At 63.2% G+C, this 19,068-nt stretch carries 21 protein-coding genes; 13 read left to right on the top strand and 8 right to left on the bottom strand.

Translation table 11 applies throughout. The annotated features are described in order from the left end of the window. Position 1 precedes the first annotated feature (1 nt). The 6 genes from U3648_RS05920 to pcaF are packed head-to-tail and all read left to right on the top strand — an operon-like array spanning position 2 to position 5,657. A complete protein-coding gene (locus U3648_RS05920) occupies positions 2-1,621 on the top strand; it encodes an AMP-binding protein (RefSeq protein WP_420858321.1) in 1,620 nt (539 codons plus the stop codon). After that, on the top strand, positions 1,618-2,457 hold the full coding sequence (kynA, locus tag U3648_RS05915; RefSeq protein WP_420858320.1) for a tryptophan 2,3-dioxygenase: 840 nt from the start codon (positions 1,618-1,620) through the stop codon (positions 2,455-2,457). The genes U3648_RS05920 and kynA overlap by 4 nt, the downstream gene beginning before the upstream one ends. A 1-nt stretch (position 2,458) precedes the next feature. Then, positions 2,459-3,652, top strand: coding sequence for a kynureninase (gene kynU / locus U3648_RS05910; RefSeq protein ID WP_420858319.1), 1,194 nt, complete (start codon positions 2,459-2,461; stop codon positions 3,650-3,652). A 33-nt stretch (positions 3,653-3,685) separates the two neighbouring features. Further along, the gene (locus U3648_RS05905) at positions 3,686-4,060 is read left to right on the top strand and encodes an acyl-CoA thioesterase (protein ID WP_420858318.1); all 375 of its coding nucleotides are present in this window, start codon (positions 3,686-3,688) and stop codon (positions 4,058-4,060) included. Then, positions 4,057-4,452 (top strand): RidA family protein, encoded by a 396-nt coding sequence (locus tag U3648_RS05900; protein WP_420858317.1) that lies wholly within the window; start codon positions 4,057-4,059, stop codon positions 4,450-4,452. The genes U3648_RS05905 and U3648_RS05900 overlap by 4 nt, the downstream gene beginning before the upstream one ends. Beyond that, positions 4,449-5,657: a 3-oxoadipyl-CoA thiolase gene (gene pcaF / locus U3648_RS05895; protein WP_420858316.1), complete on the top strand. Its 1,209-nt coding sequence runs from the start codon at positions 4,449-4,451 to the stop codon at positions 5,655-5,657. Before U3648_RS05900 ends, pcaF begins: the two co-directional genes overlap by 4 nt. Positions 5,658-5,834: 177 nt before the next feature. On the opposite strand, the gene U3648_RS05890 is transcribed toward pcaF, so the two are convergent. The 3 genes from U3648_RS05890 to trhA all read right to left on the bottom strand — a co-directional run bounded on the left by U3648_RS05890 (position 5,835) and on the right by trhA (position 7,857). After that, on the bottom strand, positions 5,835-6,677 hold the full coding sequence (locus U3648_RS05890) for a fumarylacetoacetate hydrolase family protein (protein ID WP_420858315.1): 843 nt from the start codon (positions 6,675-6,677) through the stop codon (positions 5,835-5,837). Beyond that, complete coding sequence (locus U3648_RS05885) at positions 6,674-6,925, bottom strand: hypothetical protein (protein ID WP_420858314.1); 252 nt, start codon at positions 6,923-6,925, stop codon at positions 6,674-6,676. Before U3648_RS05885 ends, U3648_RS05890 begins: the two co-directional genes overlap by 4 nt. Positions 6,926-7,116: 191 nt before the next feature. Further along, positions 7,117-7,857 (bottom strand): PAQR family membrane homeostasis protein TrhA, encoded by a 741-nt coding sequence (gene trhA, locus U3648_RS05880; protein ID WP_420858313.1) that lies wholly within the window; start codon positions 7,855-7,857, stop codon positions 7,117-7,119. Positions 7,858-7,931: 74 nt separating this feature from the next. Between trhA and U3648_RS05875 the strand changes: the two genes are divergently transcribed. Together U3648_RS05875 and U3648_RS05870 are read left to right on the top strand one after the other, a co-directional pair. Next, positions 7,932-8,306, top strand: coding sequence for a diacylglycerol kinase (locus U3648_RS05875; RefSeq protein WP_420858312.1), 375 nt, complete (start codon positions 7,932-7,934; stop codon positions 8,304-8,306). Positions 8,307-8,370: 64 nt separating this feature from the next. After that, a complete protein-coding gene (locus U3648_RS05870) occupies positions 8,371-8,625 on the top strand; it encodes a DUF6455 family protein (protein WP_420858311.1) in 255 nt (84 codons plus the stop codon). Positions 8,626-8,684: 59 nt separating this feature from the next. Here the strand turns inward: U3648_RS05870 and ppk2 are convergent, their stop codons facing one another. Then, a complete protein-coding gene (gene ppk2 / locus U3648_RS05865) occupies positions 8,685-9,557 on the bottom strand; it encodes a polyphosphate kinase 2 (protein WP_420858310.1) in 873 nt (290 codons plus the stop codon). A 94-nt stretch (positions 9,558-9,651) separates the two neighbouring features. Here ppk2 and U3648_RS05860 point away from each other — a divergent pair, with 94 nt between their 5' ends. Then, a complete protein-coding gene (locus U3648_RS05860; protein WP_420858309.1) occupies positions 9,652-9,999 on the top strand; it encodes a YigZ family protein in 348 nt (115 codons plus the stop codon). Here the strand turns inward: U3648_RS05860 and U3648_RS05855 are convergent. From U3648_RS05855 to rimO, 4 genes are all read right to left on the bottom strand, one after another. Continuing rightward, entirely contained in the window at positions 9,996-10,262 is a 267-nt protein-coding gene (locus U3648_RS05855) for a hypothetical protein (protein WP_420858308.1), read from the bottom strand. The genes U3648_RS05860 and U3648_RS05855 overlap by 4 nt on opposite strands. Positions 10,263-10,726: 464 nt before the next feature. Then, positions 10,727-10,999, bottom strand: a complete 273-nt coding sequence (locus U3648_RS05850; RefSeq protein WP_420858307.1) for a hypothetical protein — start codon at positions 10,997-10,999, stop codon at positions 10,727-10,729. Beyond that, positions 10,996-11,403 carry a hypothetical protein gene (locus tag U3648_RS05845; protein WP_420858306.1) on the bottom strand — a complete coding sequence of 136 codons (408 nt, stop codon included), beginning with the start codon at positions 11,401-11,403 and terminating at the stop codon, positions 10,996-10,998. Before U3648_RS05845 ends, U3648_RS05850 begins: the two co-directional genes overlap by 4 nt. A gap of 62 nt (positions 11,404-11,465) precedes the next feature. Further along, positions 11,466-12,839 carry a 30S ribosomal protein S12 methylthiotransferase RimO gene (rimO, locus tag U3648_RS05840; RefSeq protein ID WP_420858305.1) on the bottom strand — a complete coding sequence of 458 codons (1,374 nt, stop codon included), beginning with the start codon at positions 12,837-12,839 and terminating at the stop codon, positions 11,466-11,468. An 83-nt stretch (positions 12,840-12,922) separates the two neighbouring features. On the opposite strand from rimO, the gene U3648_RS05835 reads away from it, so the two are divergent. The 4 genes from U3648_RS05835 to U3648_RS05820 all read left to right on the top strand — a co-directional run bounded on the left by U3648_RS05835 (position 12,923) and on the right by U3648_RS05820 (position 18,918). Then, positions 12,923-13,813 (top strand): LysR family transcriptional regulator, encoded by an 891-nt coding sequence (locus tag U3648_RS05835; RefSeq protein ID WP_420858304.1) that lies wholly within the window; start codon positions 12,923-12,925, stop codon positions 13,811-13,813. A 90-nt stretch (positions 13,814-13,903) separates the two neighbouring features. Beyond that, positions 13,904-15,985 (top strand): hydantoinase/oxoprolinase family protein, encoded by a 2,082-nt coding sequence (locus U3648_RS05830; RefSeq protein WP_420858303.1) that lies wholly within the window; start codon positions 13,904-13,906, stop codon positions 15,983-15,985. A gap of 3 nt (positions 15,986-15,988) precedes the next feature. Next, positions 15,989-17,695 (top strand): hydantoinase B/oxoprolinase family protein, encoded by a 1,707-nt coding sequence (locus U3648_RS05825; RefSeq protein WP_420858302.1) that lies wholly within the window; start codon positions 15,989-15,991, stop codon positions 17,693-17,695. Continuing rightward, a complete protein-coding gene (locus U3648_RS05820; RefSeq protein ID WP_420858301.1) occupies positions 17,695-18,918 on the top strand; it encodes an NAD(P)/FAD-dependent oxidoreductase in 1,224 nt (407 codons plus the stop codon). Before U3648_RS05825 ends, U3648_RS05820 begins: the two co-directional genes overlap by 1 nt. Positions 18,919-19,068: the final 150 nt, after the last annotated feature.

Below are 19,068 nucleotides of genomic sequence, written 5' to 3'. Positions count from 1 at the left end.
GATGCTCGGACAGACGGCGCATGTGGACAGTTTCGCTCGGGACAACCTGCCGCCACAGGACAGTTGGCCGGACCTGCTGCTGGACGGGTTCGACTACCCGGACCGGCTGAATGCGGCGGTCGAACTGACCGATGCGATGGTCGCGCGGGGCTTCGGCGATCATACCGCCCTGATCGGCAACGGGCGGCGGCGCACCTATAAGGAACTGACCGATTGGACCAACCGGCTGGCCCATGTGCTGGTCGATGATCTGGGGATAAAACCGGGCAACCGCGTTCTGATCCGGTCCGCCAATAACCCGGCGATGGTGGCCTGCTGGCTGGCCGCGACCAAGGCGGGCGCGGTAGTTGTCAACACCATGCCCATGCTGCGTGCCGCCGAACTGGCGAAATACGTCGAAAAGGCGCAGATCACCCACGCCCTGTGCGACATGCGTCTGATGGAGGAAATGACCGCCTGCGCCGCGCTTTGTGATGGGCTGACCTCGGTCACGGCATTTGATGGAACCTCGAACCATGACGCGGACCTTGACCGTCTGGCGCTGGAAAAGCCCGTCCGCTTTGACGCGGTGCAGACCAGTCAGGACGATGTGGCGCTGATCGGCTTCACTTCCGGCTCTACCGGCGATCCGAAGGGGACGATGCATTTCCACCGCGACCTGATGATCATCGCGGATGGCTACGCGCGCGAGGTGCTGGGCGTGACGCCAGACGATGTATTCGTCGGATCGCCCCCCTTGGCCTTTACCTTCGGGCTGGGCGGGCTGGCTGTGTTCCCGTTGCGGTTCGGGGCCGCAGCGACGCTTTTGGAAAATGCCTCGCCCCCCAATATGGTCGAAATCATCGAAAAATACCGCGCCACCGTCTGTTTCACCGCGCCGACCGCCTATCGGGCGATGATGCGGGCGATGGACGAAGGCGCGGACCTGTCCAGCCTGCGGGCGGCGGTTTCGGCGGGCGAAACCCTGCCCGGCCCGGTCTATAACGAATGGATGGCCAAGACGGGCAAGCCGATGCTGGATGGAATCGGTGCGACCGAGATGCTGCATATCTTCGTCACCAATCGGTTCGAAGACCACCGCCCCGCCAGCACCGGCAAACCGGTCGCGGGATACGAGGCAAAGGTCGTTGGCCCCGACGGTGCGGAACTGCCGCGCGGAGAGCCGGGGCGCATGGCCGTGCGTGGCCCAACCGGCTGCCGCTACCTGTTCGGGGAACGGCAGGCGGAATATGTGCAGGACGGTTGGAACATCACCGGCGATACTTTCGTGCAGGACGAAGAAGGGTATTTCCACTTTGCCGCCCGCAATGACGACATAATCCTGTCGTCCGGCTACAACATCGCCGGGCCCGAGGTGGAAGCGGCGCTGTTGTCCCATGACGCGGTGGCCGAATGCGCGGTGATCGGCGTGCCCGACGATGACCGCGGCCAGATCGTGCAGGCGCATGTGGTTTTGGGCGCGGACGCGGTGCCCGGCGACGCCATGGCAAAGATGCTTCAGGATCACGTCAAGGCGGTGATCGCCCCCTATAAATACCCCCGCTCGGTCGTATTCGCCAAATCGCTCCCCAAGACAGCGACCGGCAAGATCCAGCGTTTCAAACTCAGGACCCCGTCATGACCAGCCAACCCTATAACCCGGAAACCGATGGCGCCCGGATGAGTTTCGACGGGGCCATGTCCTATGGCGATTACCTGAAGATCGACGACATCCTGTCGCTGCAATCCCCGCTCAGCCCCGCGCATGATGAAATGCTGTTCATCATCCAACATCAGACCAGCGAGCTGTGGATGAAGCTGGCAATCCACGAACTTTCGGCGGCCCGCGCCGCGCTGGAGGCCGGGGAAATGCCCGCGATGTTCAAGATGCTGGCCCGTGTCAGCCGGATCTTCGAACAGCTTAACAGCGCATGGGACGTGCTGCGCACCATGACCCCGGCCGACTATACGCGGTTCCGCAAGACGCTTGGCAATTCATCCGGGTTCCAGTCCTACCAATACCGCATGATCGAATTCGTTCTTGGCAACCGCAATGCCAATATGCTGCGCCCCCATGCGCATGTGCCGGAGGTGCACGACTGGCTGTCTGCCGAGCTTGCCCGTCCAAGTTTCTATGACGACGTGGTTGCCCTCCTGTTCCGGGGGGTGCACGGCACCCTTGACGCCATGCCCGCGCCCAAGCTTGATGCCCCGCACGAAGCCCATCCCGCCATCCAGGCCGCGTGGACGACGGTCTATAGCGACGTAGATCGTTATTGGACGCTGTATGAACTGGGTGAAAAACTGGTTGATCTGGAAGATTACTTTCGCCGTTGGCGGTTCAACCATGTCACGACCGTGGAACGGGTGATCGGGTTCAAGCGTGGAACTGGCGGGACGTCCGGTGTGCAATACTTGCGTCGGATGCTGGGTGTGGAATTGTTCCCCGAACTGTGGAACGTCCGAGGAGAATTGTAAGATGGCTGCAAGCCTGCCGAGAAAAGACCTGTTCGATATTCCTGAAGGTGTCATCTATCTGGATGGCAATTCGCTGGGCGTCTTGCCCAAGGGGGCCGCAGCCCGGGCGACGGCTGTGATCGAACAGGAATGGGGCCAGCAGTTGATCCGCGCGTGGAACACGGCGGGCTGGATGGACCTTCCCCGCGTGGTGGGCGACCGGATTGCCGGTCTGATCGGCGCGCCCGAAGGGTCGGTTGCAACCGGCGATACCCTGTCGATCAAGGTCTATCAGGCATTGGATGCGGCCCTGAAGATGCGCCCGGACCGTCGGGTGATCCTGTCCGACAACGGCAATTTTCCAACGGACCTGTATATGGCGCAGGGACTGGCGGGCACCATCGGCAAGGGGCACGAGTTGCGCACTCCCGCGCCCGAAGCGGTGGCGGATGCGATCACCGAAGAGGTGGCCGTGGTCATGCTGACCCATGTCGATTACCGCTCTGGCCGGATGCACGACATGAAAGCCATTACCGAGGCCGCCCATGCCGCCGGCGCGGTCATGATCTGGGACCTTGCCCATTCCGCTGGCGCGGTAGAGTTGGACATCGCCGGGTCAGGCGCCGAATTCGCGGTTGGCTGCACCTATAAATACCTCAACGGCGGACCGGGTGCGCCTGCCTTCATCTATGCCCGTCCTGATGTCGTGGCTGGGATCGACCCGGCCCTGTCCGGGTGGCTTGGCCATGATGCGCCCTTTGCGATGGAACTGGGATATCGCCCGGCCATGTCCACCGAAAGGCTGCGGGTGGGCACCCCGCCGATCCTGCAACTGTCGGTCCTGCAAGAGGCGCTGACGGTTTGGGACGGGGTCGATATGGGCGACCTGCGGGCTGCGTCGATGCGGCTGGGCGACCTGTTCATCGCCGAAGTCGAGGCGCGCTGCCCGTCGCTGACCCTCGCTTCACCGCGCGACGCGACGCAGCGGGGCAGCCAGGTGTCTTTCGCCTTCGACCATGGCTATGCCGCTATGCAGGCGCTGATCGACCGGGGCGTGATCGGGGACTTCAGGGCACCTGACATCATGCGGTTCGGTTTTACCCCGCTCTATATCGACGAAGCCGATGTAATCGCCGCCGCCAAGATCCTGCAAGAGGTGCTGGATACCGAGGCCTGGCGTGACCCGAAATACCAGACCCGGTCACGGGTAACCTGACCTATGGGGGTTGGGTTCACCCATGATCAAAAGGTGCTGTTCCGGCATTGTGATCCGGCGGGGATCGTATTCTTTCCGCGCTACTTCGAGATGATCAACGATTGTGTCGAACATTTCTTCGCCGAATGCCTGGGCTGGCCGTTCGAGGAAATCCACAAGGTCGAAGCGGTTCCGACCGCCGAAATCTCGACCCGGTTCGTCGCGCCCAGCCGCCACGGGGATCGACTGCGCCTGACGTTGACGGTCACGCGGGTTGGCCGCAGTTCACTGGGCTACCGGATTGAAGGAACCTGTGACGACGCGCCCCGGTTCACGGCCGAGGCCACGCTGGTCTACGTCGACGGCAGCGGGAAACCAACGCCCTGGACCCAGGACATTCGCGACAAATTGACAAAGGAGGCGTCATGACCCACCGGATCGTTCAACCCGAAGGATGGCTGCCCGCCAAAGGCTATGCAAACGGGGTTCTGACCCGCGACGGAACGCTGCACATCGGGGGGCAGATCGGCTGGGACGGGGACCAGCGGTTTGTCGCGAATGATTTCGTCGGCCAGATGCGTCAAGCGTTAAGGAACATCGCCGACATCGTCGAAGCGGCGGGCGGGCAGGTGTCGGACGTCACCCGCCTGACATGGTTCGTGACGGACAAACGCGACTACCTTGCCCGTCAGGCCGAGGTCGGGGCCGCCTACCGCGAGGTGTTCGGCAAGCATTTCCCGGCCATGTCCATGGTCGTTGTGGCCGGGCTGGTCGAAGACGACGCGCTGGTCGAAATCGAAGCGACGGCGCATTTGTCATGACCCGCCGGGTCTTTGTCTGCGATTATCAACGCACGCCCATCGGGCGCTATGGCGGGGCACTGGCGCAGGTCCGGGCCGATGATCTGGCCACGGTCCCGGTCGATGCGCTGATGGCGCGCAACCCATCCGTCGATTGGTCGCAGCTGGATCAGGTCATCTTTGGCGCTGCCAATCAGGCGGGCGAGGACAACCGCAACCTTGCGCGGATGATCGTGCTTTTGTCCGGCCTGCCCGAAACCGTCCCCGCCCATACGGTAAACCGGCTGTGTGCCTCGGGCATGGATGCGGTGATCGCGGGCGCCCGGCAGATACAATGCGGAGAGGGCGAACTGGTGATTGCGGGCGGGTCCGAAAGCATGAGCCGTGCACCCTTTGTCATGCCCAAGGCCGGGGCCGCCTTTGATCGCGCAGCGGAAATTCACGACACGACGATCGGCTGGCGGTTCGTCAATAGGGCCATCGCCGATCAATACGGTATCGACAGCATGCCGGAAACCGCGGAAAACGTGGCGGCGGAATTCGGGGTGTCGCGCGCGGATCAGGATGCATTCGCATTGGCCAGCCAGGACAAAGCCGCGCGGGCGATCGCATCTGGAAGGCTGGCCGAGGAAATCGCGCCGGTGTTCATTCGCCATCGCAAAGGCGACCCGGTGACCGTTGGCACGGACGAGCACCCCCGGCCCACCAGCCTGGAAAAGCTGTCGGCGCTGCGGGCGCCCTTCCGCGATGGTGGCAGCGTCACCGCGGGCAATGCATCGGGCGTCAATGATGGGGCGGCGGCAGTCCTGCTGGCCTCGGAAGATGCGGTCCGGCGCCATGGTCTATCGCCCCTGGCGGAATACTTGGGCACGGCTAGCGCAGGCGTGCCGCCCCGTATCATGGGGATCGGGCCGGTGCCCGCGACCCGCCTGCTGGTGGACCGGCTGGGTCTATCCATCGCTGACTTCAACGTGATCGAATTGAACGAGGCGTTTGCCGCGCAGGCGCTTGCGGTCTGCCGTGAACTGGGGATCGACCCGTTGGCGAACGGGGTCAACCCCAATGGCGGGGCGATCGCGCTGGGCCATCCGCTGGGAATGACCGGGGCGCGTTTGATCGGAACCGCGGCACTGGAACTGTCTAAGTCCGGCATGGGGCATGCCCTGTGCACCCTGTGCGTTGGGGTGGGGCAAGGCGTGTCGGTGGCGCTGCGGGCGGCGGATTAAAGCACTTCCAGATTTCATTGATGCAAGACCATCGATTTTCTGCGTTGAAGCCAAAGGCGAGAGGCAGCGAAAACCGATTCAGTGTGACCTGAAAGTGCTCTAGGGATAATCAGACGTATTGAACCCGCGCGTCCATCTATGATGCTCGGGTCCGGCACGGTGCCGCCGGTTTCGGTGTCAGGCGGGAACGCAGGTCTGGCGTTGCCGGCCCAGTCCTTCGACCTCCAGTTCGATCACGTCGCCCGCTCTTAGAAAGACCGGGGGCTTCTTGCCTGACCCGACGCCCGGCGGGGTGCCGGTAGCGATCACGTCGCCGGGTTCCAGGGTCATGAATTGCGACAGGTGCGAAATGATCGTGGCAACGCCGAAATACATCGTTGCGGTCGTGCCGTCCTGCATCACCTGACCGTTCACACTCAGGCGCAGATTCAGGTTCTGCGGGTCCGCGACCTCGTCCCGCGTGACAAGCCAGGGGCCAAGCGGGCAGAAGGTGTCGTGCGATTTGCCCTTTACCCATTGGCCCGACCGTTTCATCTGGTAGTCGCGTTCGGACAGGTCGTTAAGCGTGCAATAGCCCGCAACATGGCTCAGCGCTTCTGCCTCGTTCACGTATTTGGCACGGGTGCCGATCACCACGCCCAGTTCCACCTCCCAGTCGGTGGCGACGGACCCGCGCGGGATTTCCACGCTGTCATCCGGACCGCAGACCGAACTTGTTGCCTTCATGAAGGTGATCGGTTCGGCGGGAAGGTCCATGCCCATTTCCTCGGCATGGTCGGAATAGTTCAGCCCAATCCCGATCACCTTGCCGATCCCGGCGACACAGGCCCCGATGCGGGCATCGGCGGGCAGAGCGGGGAGGCTGGCGGGGTCTATCGCGCGCAGCCGGTCCAGGCCTGCGTCCGACAGGGCATCGCCCGCGATGTCGCCGATCACGGCGGACAGGTCACGGGCCACGCCGGAAGCATCCAGCATGGCCGGTTTTTCGCCCCCCGCAGGGCCAACGCGCAGCAGTTTCATTCGGGGTTTCCCTTGTCATCGCGACGCAGCCGGTACACCCCTTCGGGCAGGTCCAGCGCCGCTTCCAAATCGGTCAGTTGGGTTAGCGACAGGGTGACGGTGACTACCTTGTCCTGCCGCGGGTCATATTGTTCGATGGTCACGCAATCGTCGAAGGCGTTGATCACAACGTCTTCCTTCAGGGGGGCGGGTCCTTCGTCGACAAGTGTGACGACGGTCGCGTCGAAGTCGTGCTCGATACTGAACATGGGGGAAGCGTAGCGGAGTCGCGCGGGGTTGCAAGGCGGCAATTCGCGCAAGCGGTGCAGAGGTGTTGCGCCGCCTTTGGCGTCGCGAGGGGGCGCTGCCCCTCTGGCCCGTTCCGGGCCATTCACCCCGGGATATTTATTGACCCAAAGAAGATAGGACGTGATGCAAGCAGGCCAAATCGCGAATAAGGTCAGGCGGAGACGAAGACGCCCAGCGCGATTGCCGCGAAAAAGCAGGCCGAGGCCGCCAGCACGAACCCGTGCCAGATCGCCAGCGAGAATTTCAAGCCTTCCCAGTTGAAGAAGATCACCCCCGCTGAATAGAGCAGCCCGCCGACACCGATCAGCACAGAGGCCGACAACGGCAGAAGGGGAAACAGCGACCAGACCAGAAAGACGCTCATCCAGCCGAGCGCGAGGTAGAGAAGCGGCCCGCCCTTGCCCGGTTTGCGCCAGAAGAAGAGTTTCATCACCGCGCCCGCCATCGCCAGCCCCCAGACAACCCCAAGAACCACATAGCCGAACCCGGTTCCCAAGAGGACCACAAGCGGCGTGTAGGTGCCTGCGATCTTGACGTAGATCGCCGCGTGGTCGACCCTGCGCAGCGCCGGGCGGGCGGCTTCCCACGGGGTGAAATGATAGATCGCCGAGGCGGCAAAGGACAGGATCAGGGCCCCACCGTAGATCGACAGCGCGGCAACCTTTCCCGCGCCTAGCCATTGGGCGCCGAAAACCACCAACAGGATTGTGCCGGTCAGGGCAAAGCCGACCCCGATCGCATGGATGACCGCATCCGCGATCCGTTCAGATCTGGCATAGGCGGGGTAGTCCGACATGGTGCGCCACCGGTGCTGAGCGTACATCTGGATGTGATCCTGACAGTTGTGGGTAACGGTCAGGTTAAGGCGCGGGCCGCGCCTGTCGAGGCTCACCCAACGTCAGCTTTGTCTTGCATCGGCGGGGATTTGCCGGGTTCACTGCATCCAAGCTGAAAAGGGGGCGGATCATGATCCTGCGGCAGATTGAAAAGGTGAAATGGCGGGTCGTCTGGTCATGGCAAGGTGCTGCCCATGTCTGGAAGACCGAAGGGTCGTTTCACCAGTGGATCTGGCTGAATGTGATTTTCGGGGTGCTGGCCTTTGTTCTGCCGCTATCCCTGACCACGCGGGGGTTCCTGCTGATGGGTGGGATCATGATCCTCGCGATGGAATGCGTGAACACGGCGCTGGAGCGGATCGTCGACGACATTTCCACGGAGAAACGCGATGCCGCCCGGCAGGCCAAGGACGCGGGATCAGCGGCCGTGGCAATCTGCGGGATCGGGGTCGGGGTAGCATGGGTATTCGTTTTGATCGCCTGGTGGACCGGCGCGCCGGTTTGATCTGGCGCAAGGACCGGCGCGCGGGACCGGTGCAGGGTCGGCCCGTTCAAGACCGGAGAGAGACATGCAAACCCTTGGCGACCTGCGCACCCATTTCTGGAAGACCGTTTCAATGGGCAAGACCTGCGGCGTCGATCTTCAGGCCGCGATCCGCGAAGGCATCCTGACCGAGGCGGATTACGCAGATGCGATCACCCGTTGCCGGGGCTGCCCCGAGCCGGAAAGCTGCCGCAAGTGGCTGCTGGACCATGACCGCGCCGATGCGCCGCCGGAGTTCTGCACCAACCGCGCGCTCTGGACCGAGCTGATGGCGGGCTGAGGAGGCCGCCACCGGCAGGAGGAGGACAGGCGCCCGGCCACCCGGGCGCCTGTTTTCATTCAGTCCCGCGCGTGGCGTGTTTCAGGGTGCAGCGCCTTGCCCAGAATGTGGCCGTCCTTATGGATCACCTTGGCGGCCGGACCGACGATGTCGCGGTCGGGGGCGCGGGCGATTTCGGGATCTTTGCCGGGGTAATCCAGCGTCGACAGGAAGTGGCGCATACAGTTGATCCGGGCGCGCTTCTTGTCGTTCGACTTCACCACGGTCCAGGGCGCATCGGCGGTATCGGTATAGAAGAACATCGCCTCTTTCGCCTCGGTATAGTCGGGCCACATGTTCAGGCTGGCCTTGTCGATCGGGGACAGTTTCCACTGTTTCAGAGGGTCGGTAGCGCGGCTGTCGAACCGGCGCTTCTGTTCGTCCTGCGTCACCGAGAACCAGTATTTGTAAAGCCGGATACCCGACCGGACCAGCATCCGTTCCAGTTCCGGGGTCTGGCGCATGAATTCGAGGTATTCGTTGGGCTCGCAGAACCCCATCACCCGTTCAACGCCCGCCCGGTTGTACCAACTGCGGTCATAGAACACCATTTCGCCCGAGGTCGGCAGGTGCTCGATATAGCGTTGAAAGAACCACTGCCCCTTTTCGCCGTCCGACGGTTTGTTCAGGGCCACCACCCGCGCGGCCCGCGGGTTCAGGTGTTCGGTAAACCGCTTGATCGTGCCGCCCTTGCCCGCGGCATCACGGCCCTCGAACAGCAGCACGAATTTCTGGCCGGTTTCCTGCGCCCAATGCTGGACCTTCAGAAGCTCGGCCTGCAGCTTGGCCTTTTCGTCCTCATAGGGTTTGCGGGCCATCTTGGCGCGGCGGGTTGTGGCGGGTTTCGGGGCGGCGGCGGGCTTGGCCGGGGCGGGTTTGGCGGTTGTCGTCATGCGGGGTCCTCTCTGTTCAGCGATCCCGAACCCCTACCAGCAACGGGGCGTTTTCGCCTTGATGTGGGTCAAGGGTCCGGGGCAGGGTCCGGCCATGCGGATTATGGACAACATCATTAGCGACCGGGGGTCGAAATACGCCGCGTCGGGGGCGCCATGTGCATCGGCCGAGGACGCGCGGGCGCTGATCAAGGAGCTGTGCCGCAAGAAGAAATTCGCGCGTGCCACCCACAACACATGGGCGGTGCTGCTGCCCGAAGGCCCGTTGAAGAACGATGACGGCGAGGCCGGGGCGGGGATGGTGATTGTCCGGATGCTGGAACGCGAGGGGCTGGAGGGGCACCTTATCTGCGTCACCCGCTGGTTCGGGGGCAAGCATCTGGGCGGCGACCGGTTCCGCCACGTGCAGGACGCCGTGCGGATCTATCTGGAGGGGCTTTAGTCCCGCTTGCGCGACGCCGCGGCCCCGCCCCCGGCCCAGCAGGTCAGGCCCAGAAGAAAGCCGAAGTCATACCAGCCGCCGGAATTGGGCACGGCGTAGATGCCGACCGTGTCGGAAAACCAGCTGACGACAAAGGCGATGGGGGCCACGGCCCCGTCGAACAGCCCCCAGAAGAACCCGCGCGACCCTTCCACCGCAGGCGGCACCGTGGCGCAGGCCGCAAGGAGGAGGAGGGCGGAGAGGGGCAGGATCAGCTTTTTCATGGGAGGAAGTCTGCGGCAGAACGCCAGATCGGGCAAGTGGCATGAACCGTTATCTGACCTCGTCTGCCCCTCAAAGCATCCCATGGCACGGGCGACCAGCCCGGGCCGCGCCCGTCCCGCCCCATGGGCGAGCGCATTGAAACGGATCAAGTCGCGGAACATTCAGGAGGTGCGGCACCGTGGGACATCCGAACTCACTCTGGACCAACTCCGAACTGGAAGGGGAGCGATCCATTGTGAGGTCTTATCAACAGAAATAACTGGTTGTAGGGAGGGCTCTTTACAAAGCTGGGCACGAATGGTTGCACTTTGGCGCAACAGTTTTTTGGGCAAGCTTTGTATCTATCTATTCGATTGTATCTGGTCGATTGCATCTGGATATTGAGTGCGCTGCGTGATTGGTTTGCCAAAATGGCAATCTCAAGATAAGTTTTCATATCAAGAGCTTACGGCCTGTTATAGGCTCAATTGAGCTGCCAAAGAATAGCCAAAGTTGTCGCAATAACAGCCGCGGTTGCGGCAGTTGAAGCCACCAAACCCTCTATCACAGCGGCTATCTTTCTACGGCTACTCTTTCTCAGAAATGCATTTGTCTGATATGTCTTGATGCTCATTGTATCGAAAGTGTCTACCACTTCGTGGACCGCATCATCAATCTCTCTTGCAGGCATAGCGTGATCTCGCAGCACTCGAGCGATACGGCGTTCAGTCCGCGCTTTGTCAGGTGCATCAATCATTTTGAAACTTCCCGAATCATCACGGAGCTAAAGGCCAATGCCACCAAGCTAAGTATGAGGGGTAAATAAACCGTAGTCCAGTCGTTCGCCCAATCAAGCTTTGGTGCTCCCAGTCGCAATACAATGCAGACAATCAATGCAATGAGAGGTGCCACCACAACAATGATCAGCTCTTGTCCGAGCTGTCTTTCATGGCCGGCACTAGCGTACGCCCAAGCAATAGCGCCAACCATTGAGATTGAAATAACTTCGATCCATGCACCGACGATATACGAATCAAAAAGGTGCAAGAAGGGATCGCCATTAGGCTCGTCAATTACCGCAAATTTGAAGGCCGCCCCCATTACCAAGGGTATCAACGGTAAGAGTGCAGCAGCAAGCTTATTGTCAAATAGTCGTCCCATTTGCGGAGTGTATTCCCACAAACAAAAACAATGTCAAGGAGAGTGGCTTCGGCCCTTGCCAGCTACCGAGCTCTCCCCCACAAATCATACTCCCCCGCCTCGTCAACTTCGACCTGAACGATCTCCCCGACGGACAGCCCCTCTGTCCCCTCGTCGATGAACAGGTTGCCGTCGATCTCGGGCGCGTCGCCCTTGGTTCGGCAGGTGGCGATGCCGTCTACGTCGATCTCGTCAACGATCACGTCTATGGTTTTTCCAACCTTGGCGGCCAGTTTCGCCTCGGAAATCGCCTGTGATTTTTCCATGAACCGATCCCAGCGGTCTTGTTTGACCTCGTCCGGCACATGGTCGGGCAGGTCGTTGGACCGGGCCCCGGCGACGTTTTCGTATTGGAAGCAGCCGACCCGATCCAGCTGCGCCTCGTCCAGCCAGTCCAGCAGGGTCTGGAACTCCTCCTCGGTCTCGCCGGGGTAGCCGACGATGAAGGTGGACCGCAGGGTGATGTCGGGGCAATCCCGCCGCCACGCCGCAATCTCGTCCAGCGTTTTCGCCGCCGCCGCGGGCCGCGCCATCCGCCGCAACGTCTCGGGGTGGGCATGCTGGAACGGGATGTCCAGATAGGGCAGCACCAGCCCCTCGGCCATCAGGGGGATCAGGTTGCGCACATGCGGATAGGGATAGACGTAGTGCAGCCGCACCCAAGCCCCTAGCGACCCCAGATCGCGGGCCAGATCGGTGATATGGGCCCGGTGCCCCCGGTCCTCGGCATGTTTGATATCCACCCCATAGGCCGAGGTGTCCTGGCTGATCACCAGAAGTTCCTTCACCCCCGCCTCGACCAGTTTTTCCGCCTCGCGGATCACCGCATGGGCTGGACGCGACGCCAGCCGCCCGCGCATGTCGGGGATGATGCAGAACTTGCACTTGTGGTTACAGCCTTCAGAAATCTTCAGATAGCTGTAGTGGCGCGGGGTCAATTTGACCCCCGATGCGGGCAGCAGGTCGATGAACGGGTCCGGGTCGGGCGGCACGGCCCCGTGTACCGCGTCCAGCACCTGTTCGTATTGATGCGGCCCGGTCACGGCCAGAACGCGCGGATGCACCCCGGTGATATACTCTGGTTCCGCCCCCAGGCAGCCGGTGACAATCACCTTGCCATTCTCCGTCAGCGCCTCGCCGATCGCCTCAAGGCTTTCCGCCTTGGCGCTGTCCAGAAACCCGCAGGTGTTCACGATCACCGCGTCGGCCCCGGCGTAATCGGGGCTGATCGCGTAACCTTCGGCGCGCAGCCGGGTCAGGATGCGTTCGCTGTCCACCAGCGCCTTGGGGCAGCCAAGGCTGACCATGCCGATGGTCGGTTGGCCGGGGCGGGCGGTTTCGGTGATCCGGGCGCGGGGCGCGAGGTCGGGGCGTAGATTAGGCGGGTTCTGGGACATGGCCGCCCTATAGTGCAGCGCGGGCCATCGGGGAAGGGGCGAAAGCGCTTGCGCCCGCGCGCGCGCTCGGTCCAGATCAGCGCATGGCGCAATTCAACTTCAAGCATGTGCAGGCCTTCGTCACCGTCGCGGACCTTGGCAATTTCCGCCGCGCGGCAGAACGGCTGAACACCACGCAACCGAATATCTCGAACCGGATATCGCAGTTGGAACATCAATTGGGCGACCGGCTGTTCGATCGCGATGCGGGGTCCGTTCTGCTGACCCGCAAGGGGGCGGCCCTGTTGCCCCATGCCCGCGCGATCCTGCGGGCGGTGGATGACATGGTGCAGGCCAACGGACGGGCCGATCTGTTCGATGGTGTCCTGCGCCTTGGGGTCAGCGAATTGGTCGCCCAGACCTGGCTGCGCCCCTTCCTGATGCGCTTCAAAGAAGCGTTCCCGGCGGTCGATGTGGAACTGACCGTGGACCTGAGCGCGAACCTGACCCGCGCGCTGGCCGAGCGGGACCTGGACCTGACCTTCCAAAGCGGCCCCTTCGACATCGCCGCCCGGCGCGAGCTGCCGTTGGGCCAATCCCCCTATGTCTGGGTCGTGGCCGCCGGTCAGCCCGCCCTGCCAGACCCGCTGACCGCGCGGGATTTGGCCGCGCAGCCGATCCTGACCCACGCGCGGGGCACCGCCCCGTTTCTGCAGTTGGAACAGCATTTCCGCGGCGCAGGCTGTCCGGCCCGTCTGGTCCCCTCGTCCAATATCGCCGCCTGCCTGCATCTGGCGATGGATGGGCTGGGTCTGGCCTGCCTGCCCGCCGCCATGGTGGCCGATCCGATCGCGGCGGGCCGTTTGCGCCGGATCGACTATGGCTGGACCCCCGAAAACCTGGCGTTTGCCGCCCGGTGGAACAGTGACCCGACGCCGCCCTACATCCGCACTGCTGCCGACATCGCGCAGGGGCTGTTTCCGCCGGAAGGATAAGCATTCCTGATTGCGGCAATCTGCAATGTGGATTTTTCCTGATCGGCCGAAGCGGCTACTCTGCCCCGGAAACGAATTGCGAGGGCGACAATGGCACGGGACGGAATACGGCTGGGCGCGGATATCGGCGGAACCTTTACGGACGTGGTTCTGGACGTGGGCGCGGACAGGTTTTCCACCAAGGTGCTGACGACCTATTCCGCGCCCGAAGATGCGATCATCGAAGGGATGCACCGGGTTTGCGGCAAGGCCGGGATCAGCCCCGACCAGATCGGCCAGATCATCCACGGGACGACCCTTGCCACCAACGCGCTGATCGAACGGCGCGGGGCAAAGACGGCGCTGATCACCACCCAAGGGTTCCGCGACGTGATCGAGATGCGGACCGAAAGCCGGTTTGAACAATACGACCTGAACCTGACCCTGCCAGAGCCGCTTTTGCCCCGGAACCGCCGCTATACCGTGGCCGAGAGGATGGATGCGCAGGGCAATGTCCTGATCCCGCTGGACCGGACCGAGGTCGAGGCGCTGGCCGATGATCTGGCCGCTGCCGGCTATGACAGCGTCGCGGTGGGCCTGTTGCATTCCTATGTGAACGACGCCCATGAACGGATGGTGGCCGAGGTTCTGGCGGAAAAGCTGCCCGGCGTGATGGTGTCCCTGTCGTCGCAGGTCAGCCCGCAGATGCGGGAATACGAACGGTTCAACACGACCATCGCCAACGCCTATATCAAGCCGCTGATGAAGTCCTACCTTGGGCGGTTGAAGGGGCGGCTGGCAGCGGAGGGGGCCGATTGCCCGGTGTTCCTGATGCACTCCGGTGGCGGGATCATCGACATCGACACCGCCGCCGATTTCCCGGTGCGGCTGGTGGAAAGCGGTCCGGCGGGCGGCGCGGTCTTTGCCGCCGACATCGCCGCGCGGCACGGGTTGGACAAGGTCCTTTCCTTCGACATGGGCGGCACCACCGCCAAGATCTGCCTGATCAAGAACCGCGCCCCGAAAACCGCCCGCGTGTTCGAGGTGGCCCGCACCTACCGGTTCAAGAAAGGGTCGGGGATGCCCATTTCGATCCCGGTGATCGACATGGTGGAAATCGGTGCGGGCGGCGGGTCGCTGGCCCATGTGGACCTGTTGGGTCAGATCCGGGTCGGCCCGGAAAGCGCTGGGTCCGAACCGGGGCCCGCCTGTTATGGCCGGGGCGGGGAAAAGCCCGCCGTGACCGACGCCGATCTAGTTCTCGGCAAACTGGACCCTGACAATTTCGCGGGCGGGACGATCCCGCTCTATCCCGACAGGTCGCGTGCCGCGCTGACGGCCCATCTGGGCGATCGTCTGGACATGGACCCGGTCGAAGCGGCCTGGGGCCTGGCCGAAGTGGTCGACGAAAACATGGCCAATGCCGCCCGCGTGCATGCCGTCGAAAACGGCGAGGATCTGAGCGAATATACGATGATCGCCTTCGGCGGCGCCGCCCCCCTGCACGCCGCCCGCCTGTGCGAAAAGCTGGGCATCGACCGCTGCCTGATCCCGCAGGGGGCCGGGGTAGGTTCCGCCATCGGGTTCCTGCGCGCGCCCTTCAGTTTCGAGGCGAACCGTTCTGTCTTCATGAAGATCGGCGCCTTCGATCAGGATCGGGTCAAGGCGCTGTTCGCCGAGATGGAGGAGGAAGCGCAGGGCTTTGTCCGGTCCTGCGACGCCAAGGCCGAGATCCTGACCGAACATAAGGTCTATATGCGCTATTCCGGGCAGGGCTGGGAAATCCCCGTGCCGCTGACCCCGGAACAGGCGCATGCCCCGGACGCCGCCACCTTCCTGCGGCTGTTCGAGGAGGATTATGCCAAGCTGTTCGGGCGGTCCGTGGATGGGATGGAGGCCGAGATCACCGTCTGGTCGGTCAACGCCACCACGCCATTGCCCCCGGTCGATCCGGCCGCCGATGTGGTCGACGCGGGCCAGCCCGCCGCCGTGGGGCAGCGCGAGTTGTTCGATGCGGCGCTGGGCCGGGCGAAACCTGCCGCGATCTACCTCCGCGCCGGACTGCAGCCGGGCAGCCGCGCAGACGGTCCCGCGCTGATCACCGAAGATGAAACGACCGTGGTCGTGCCCTCCAGCCGCCGGGCGCGCGCCCTGTCGGACGGCACCATCGACCTGAACGTGAAAGGGGCCTGAGCTATGACCCAACCGTCCAAAGTTGCCTATCAGGTCATGTGGAACCGCCTGATTTCTGTCGTCGAAGAACAGGCGCAGGCGCTGGTGCGCACCGCCTTCTCCACCTCGGTCCGCGAGGCGGGCGACCTGTCCGCCGGGGTCTATAACGAGGCGGGCCAGATGCTGGCGCAGGCGGTGACCGGCACCCCCGGTCACGTCAACGCCATGGCCGATGCGGTGCCGCATTTCATCCGCCGGATCGGGGCCGAGAACATGGTCGAGGGCGATATCTATATCACCAACGATCCGTGGGAAGGCACCGGCCACCTGCATGATATCACCGTGGTCACGCCCTCCTTCCATCAGGGCCGGCACGTCGGGTTCTTTGCCTGCACCGCCCATATCGTCGATATCGGCGGGCGCGGGTTTGGCGCCGACGCGAACTCGGTCTACGAGGAAGGCCTATATATCCCGATCATGAAATTCGCGGACCGGGGCAAGGTGGACCAGACCCTGATCCGGATCATCCGGGGCAACGTGCGCGAACCCGACCAACTTGTCGGGGATATCTACGCGCTGGCGACCTGTAACGACATCGGCCACCGACGGTTGATTGACATGATGCAGGAATTCGGGCTGGCCGATTTGGCCGGGATTTCCGACTTTATCCTGACCAATTCGCGCCGCGCAACGCTGGACCGGATCAACGCTCTGAAACCGGGCGTGGCCGACGGGCATATGCGGATCGACGGCTATTCCAACCCGGTGGACCTGAAGGTGCGATTGACCATCGAAAAGGATCGCATCCTGTGCGACTGGGACGGGACAAGCGGGCTGGATAAGAAGGGCATCAACGTGCCGCTGGTCTATACCAAGGCCTACGCCTGCTACGCGCTGAAATGCGCCATCGCCCCGGAGATCCCCAACAACGCGGCCTCCCTCGCCCCGTTCGAAGTGGTCGCGCCCGAGGACAGCATCGTGAACGCCCGGCATCCGGCCCCGGTGGCGCTGCGCCACGTGATCGGTCACATGGTGCCCGACACGGTCTATGACGCGCTGGACAAGCTGCTGCCCGATACGGTGCCCGCCGAAGGGGCCGGGTGCCTGTGCAACTTCCAGGTCTCGCTGCGCCCGCGCACCGACGCGCCCGCACCGAAATCGGCCGTCCGGGCCGAGGTGCTGACCTTCAACTCTGGCGGATCGGGGGCGCGGCCCGCACTGGACGGGATGAACGCCACCGCCTTCCCCTCGGGCGTGATGACCATGCCGGTCGAGGCGACGGAACAGGTCGGTCCGGTCATCATCTGGCGCAAGGAACTGCGGCCCGACAGCGGCGGTGCAGGTAAATCACGCGGCGGCTTGGGCCAGTTCATGGAGGTCGGCGCCCGCGACGGCCACGAGTTCGACTTTCAGGCGATGTTCGACCGGGTCAACCATCCGGCCCGGGGCCGGCGCGGCGGGTCCGAAGGCGCCCCCACGACAATCGGTCAGGACGACGGAACCCCGATGAAGGGCAAGGGCAAGCAATTCGTGCCGCATGGCCGCCGCGTCCTGATGGCCTTTCCCGGTGGGGCGGGCTATGGCCCCGCGTCCGAACGCGACCCGGCGCAAGTGCGCCGCGACCTTGCGCTGGGCTATATCAGTGCCGAGGTGGCCGCCCGTGATTACGGGCTTGATCGGGCCGAAATTGACGCCATTCTGGCCCGCGCGCGTATGGGAGAGGTGTTCTGATGGCGGCAAAGGGTTTCGGGGCGTCGCCCCGCCGGTCGTCCTATGACGTGGTGATCATTGGCGGCGCGATCATGGGGTCGTCGACCGCTTGGTGGCTGACGCAAAATCCGGATTTCGACGGGTCGATCCTCGTCCTTGAACGCGACCCCAGCTATGCGTGGTGTTCCACGGCCCACACGAACTCCTGCATCCGGCAGCAGTTCTCGATGGAGCTGAACATCCGCATGTCGCAGTTCACTGCCGATTTCATCCGTGACCTGCGCGCCAATATGGGTGGCGACGATCGGGTGCCGAACCTGACGGTGCAGAATTACGGCTACCTTTACCTTGCCGATAGCGAAGGCTTTGCCGATGTGCTGCGCGCCAACCAGCAGGTGCAGCTGGCCGCGGGGGCGGAAACCGAACTGTTGACGGCTGACGAGATCGCCACACGCTATCCGTTCTACCAGTTGGACGATATTGTCCTTGGCTCCATCAACACCCGCGACGAAGGGTATTGGGATGGGGGCACCCTGTTCGAATGGTTCCGGCGCAAGGCGATGGAACAGGGCGCGGAATATGTCGCGGCCGAGGTGACGGGCATGACCCTGAACGCTGCCGGGACGCGGGTGGAGAGCGTGACGCTCGCCAGCGGAGAGGTCGTGTCTTGCGGTCATTTGGTCAACGCCTCGGGCCCACGCGCGGCCCGCACCGCCGCAATGGCCGGGATCGACATCCCGGTAGAGCCGCGCAAGCGCTACACCTGGGTCTTCACCGCCGAAAACCCGATTAACATGGACCTGCCGCTGACGATCGACCCCTCGGGCGTTCATGTGCGGCAGGACGGACCGACAACCTATCTGGCGGGCAGCAAGGGCGACCCGGACCCGGCGGCGGACCCGTCCGATTTCACCATGGATCACGGGTTGTGGGAAAATACCGCGTGGCCCGCCATCGCCAGCCGTATCCCGCAGTTCGAAGCGATCCGCGTGATCAACGAATGGACCGGGCAATATGCCTATAACCTGCTGGATCAGAACGCCATTCTCGGGCCGCACACCCAGGTTGAAAACTTCCTGTTCCAGAACGGATTTTCCGGGCACGGTTTACAGCAGTCCCCCGCCATGGGGCGCGGCATGTCAGAGCTGATCACCTATGGCAAATATCGCACCTTCGATCTGTCGCCGTTCGCCTATGACCGGATCGCCGAGGGCCGTCCGATCCTTGAACGCGCCGTGATCTGACTCGATCCCACCCTATGCGTATGGCGCAAAGCGGGTTTCCGGTAGGGGGGCTATCGCGCTATCCTTTCAGTCTATATTGACTCCTAAAATCATGTTAACGCTAACAGTGGCGACATGGTACATGCTGTGACGCAATGGGAGGAAATCAAT

Source organism: Marivivens marinus (assembly GCF_035969385.1).
Taxonomy (GTDB): Bacteria; Pseudomonadota; Alphaproteobacteria; order Rhodobacterales; family Rhodobacteraceae; genus SELP01.
Note: the sequence above shows the minus strand (reverse complement) of the source record. Positions and strands in the feature narration are given on the sequence as shown.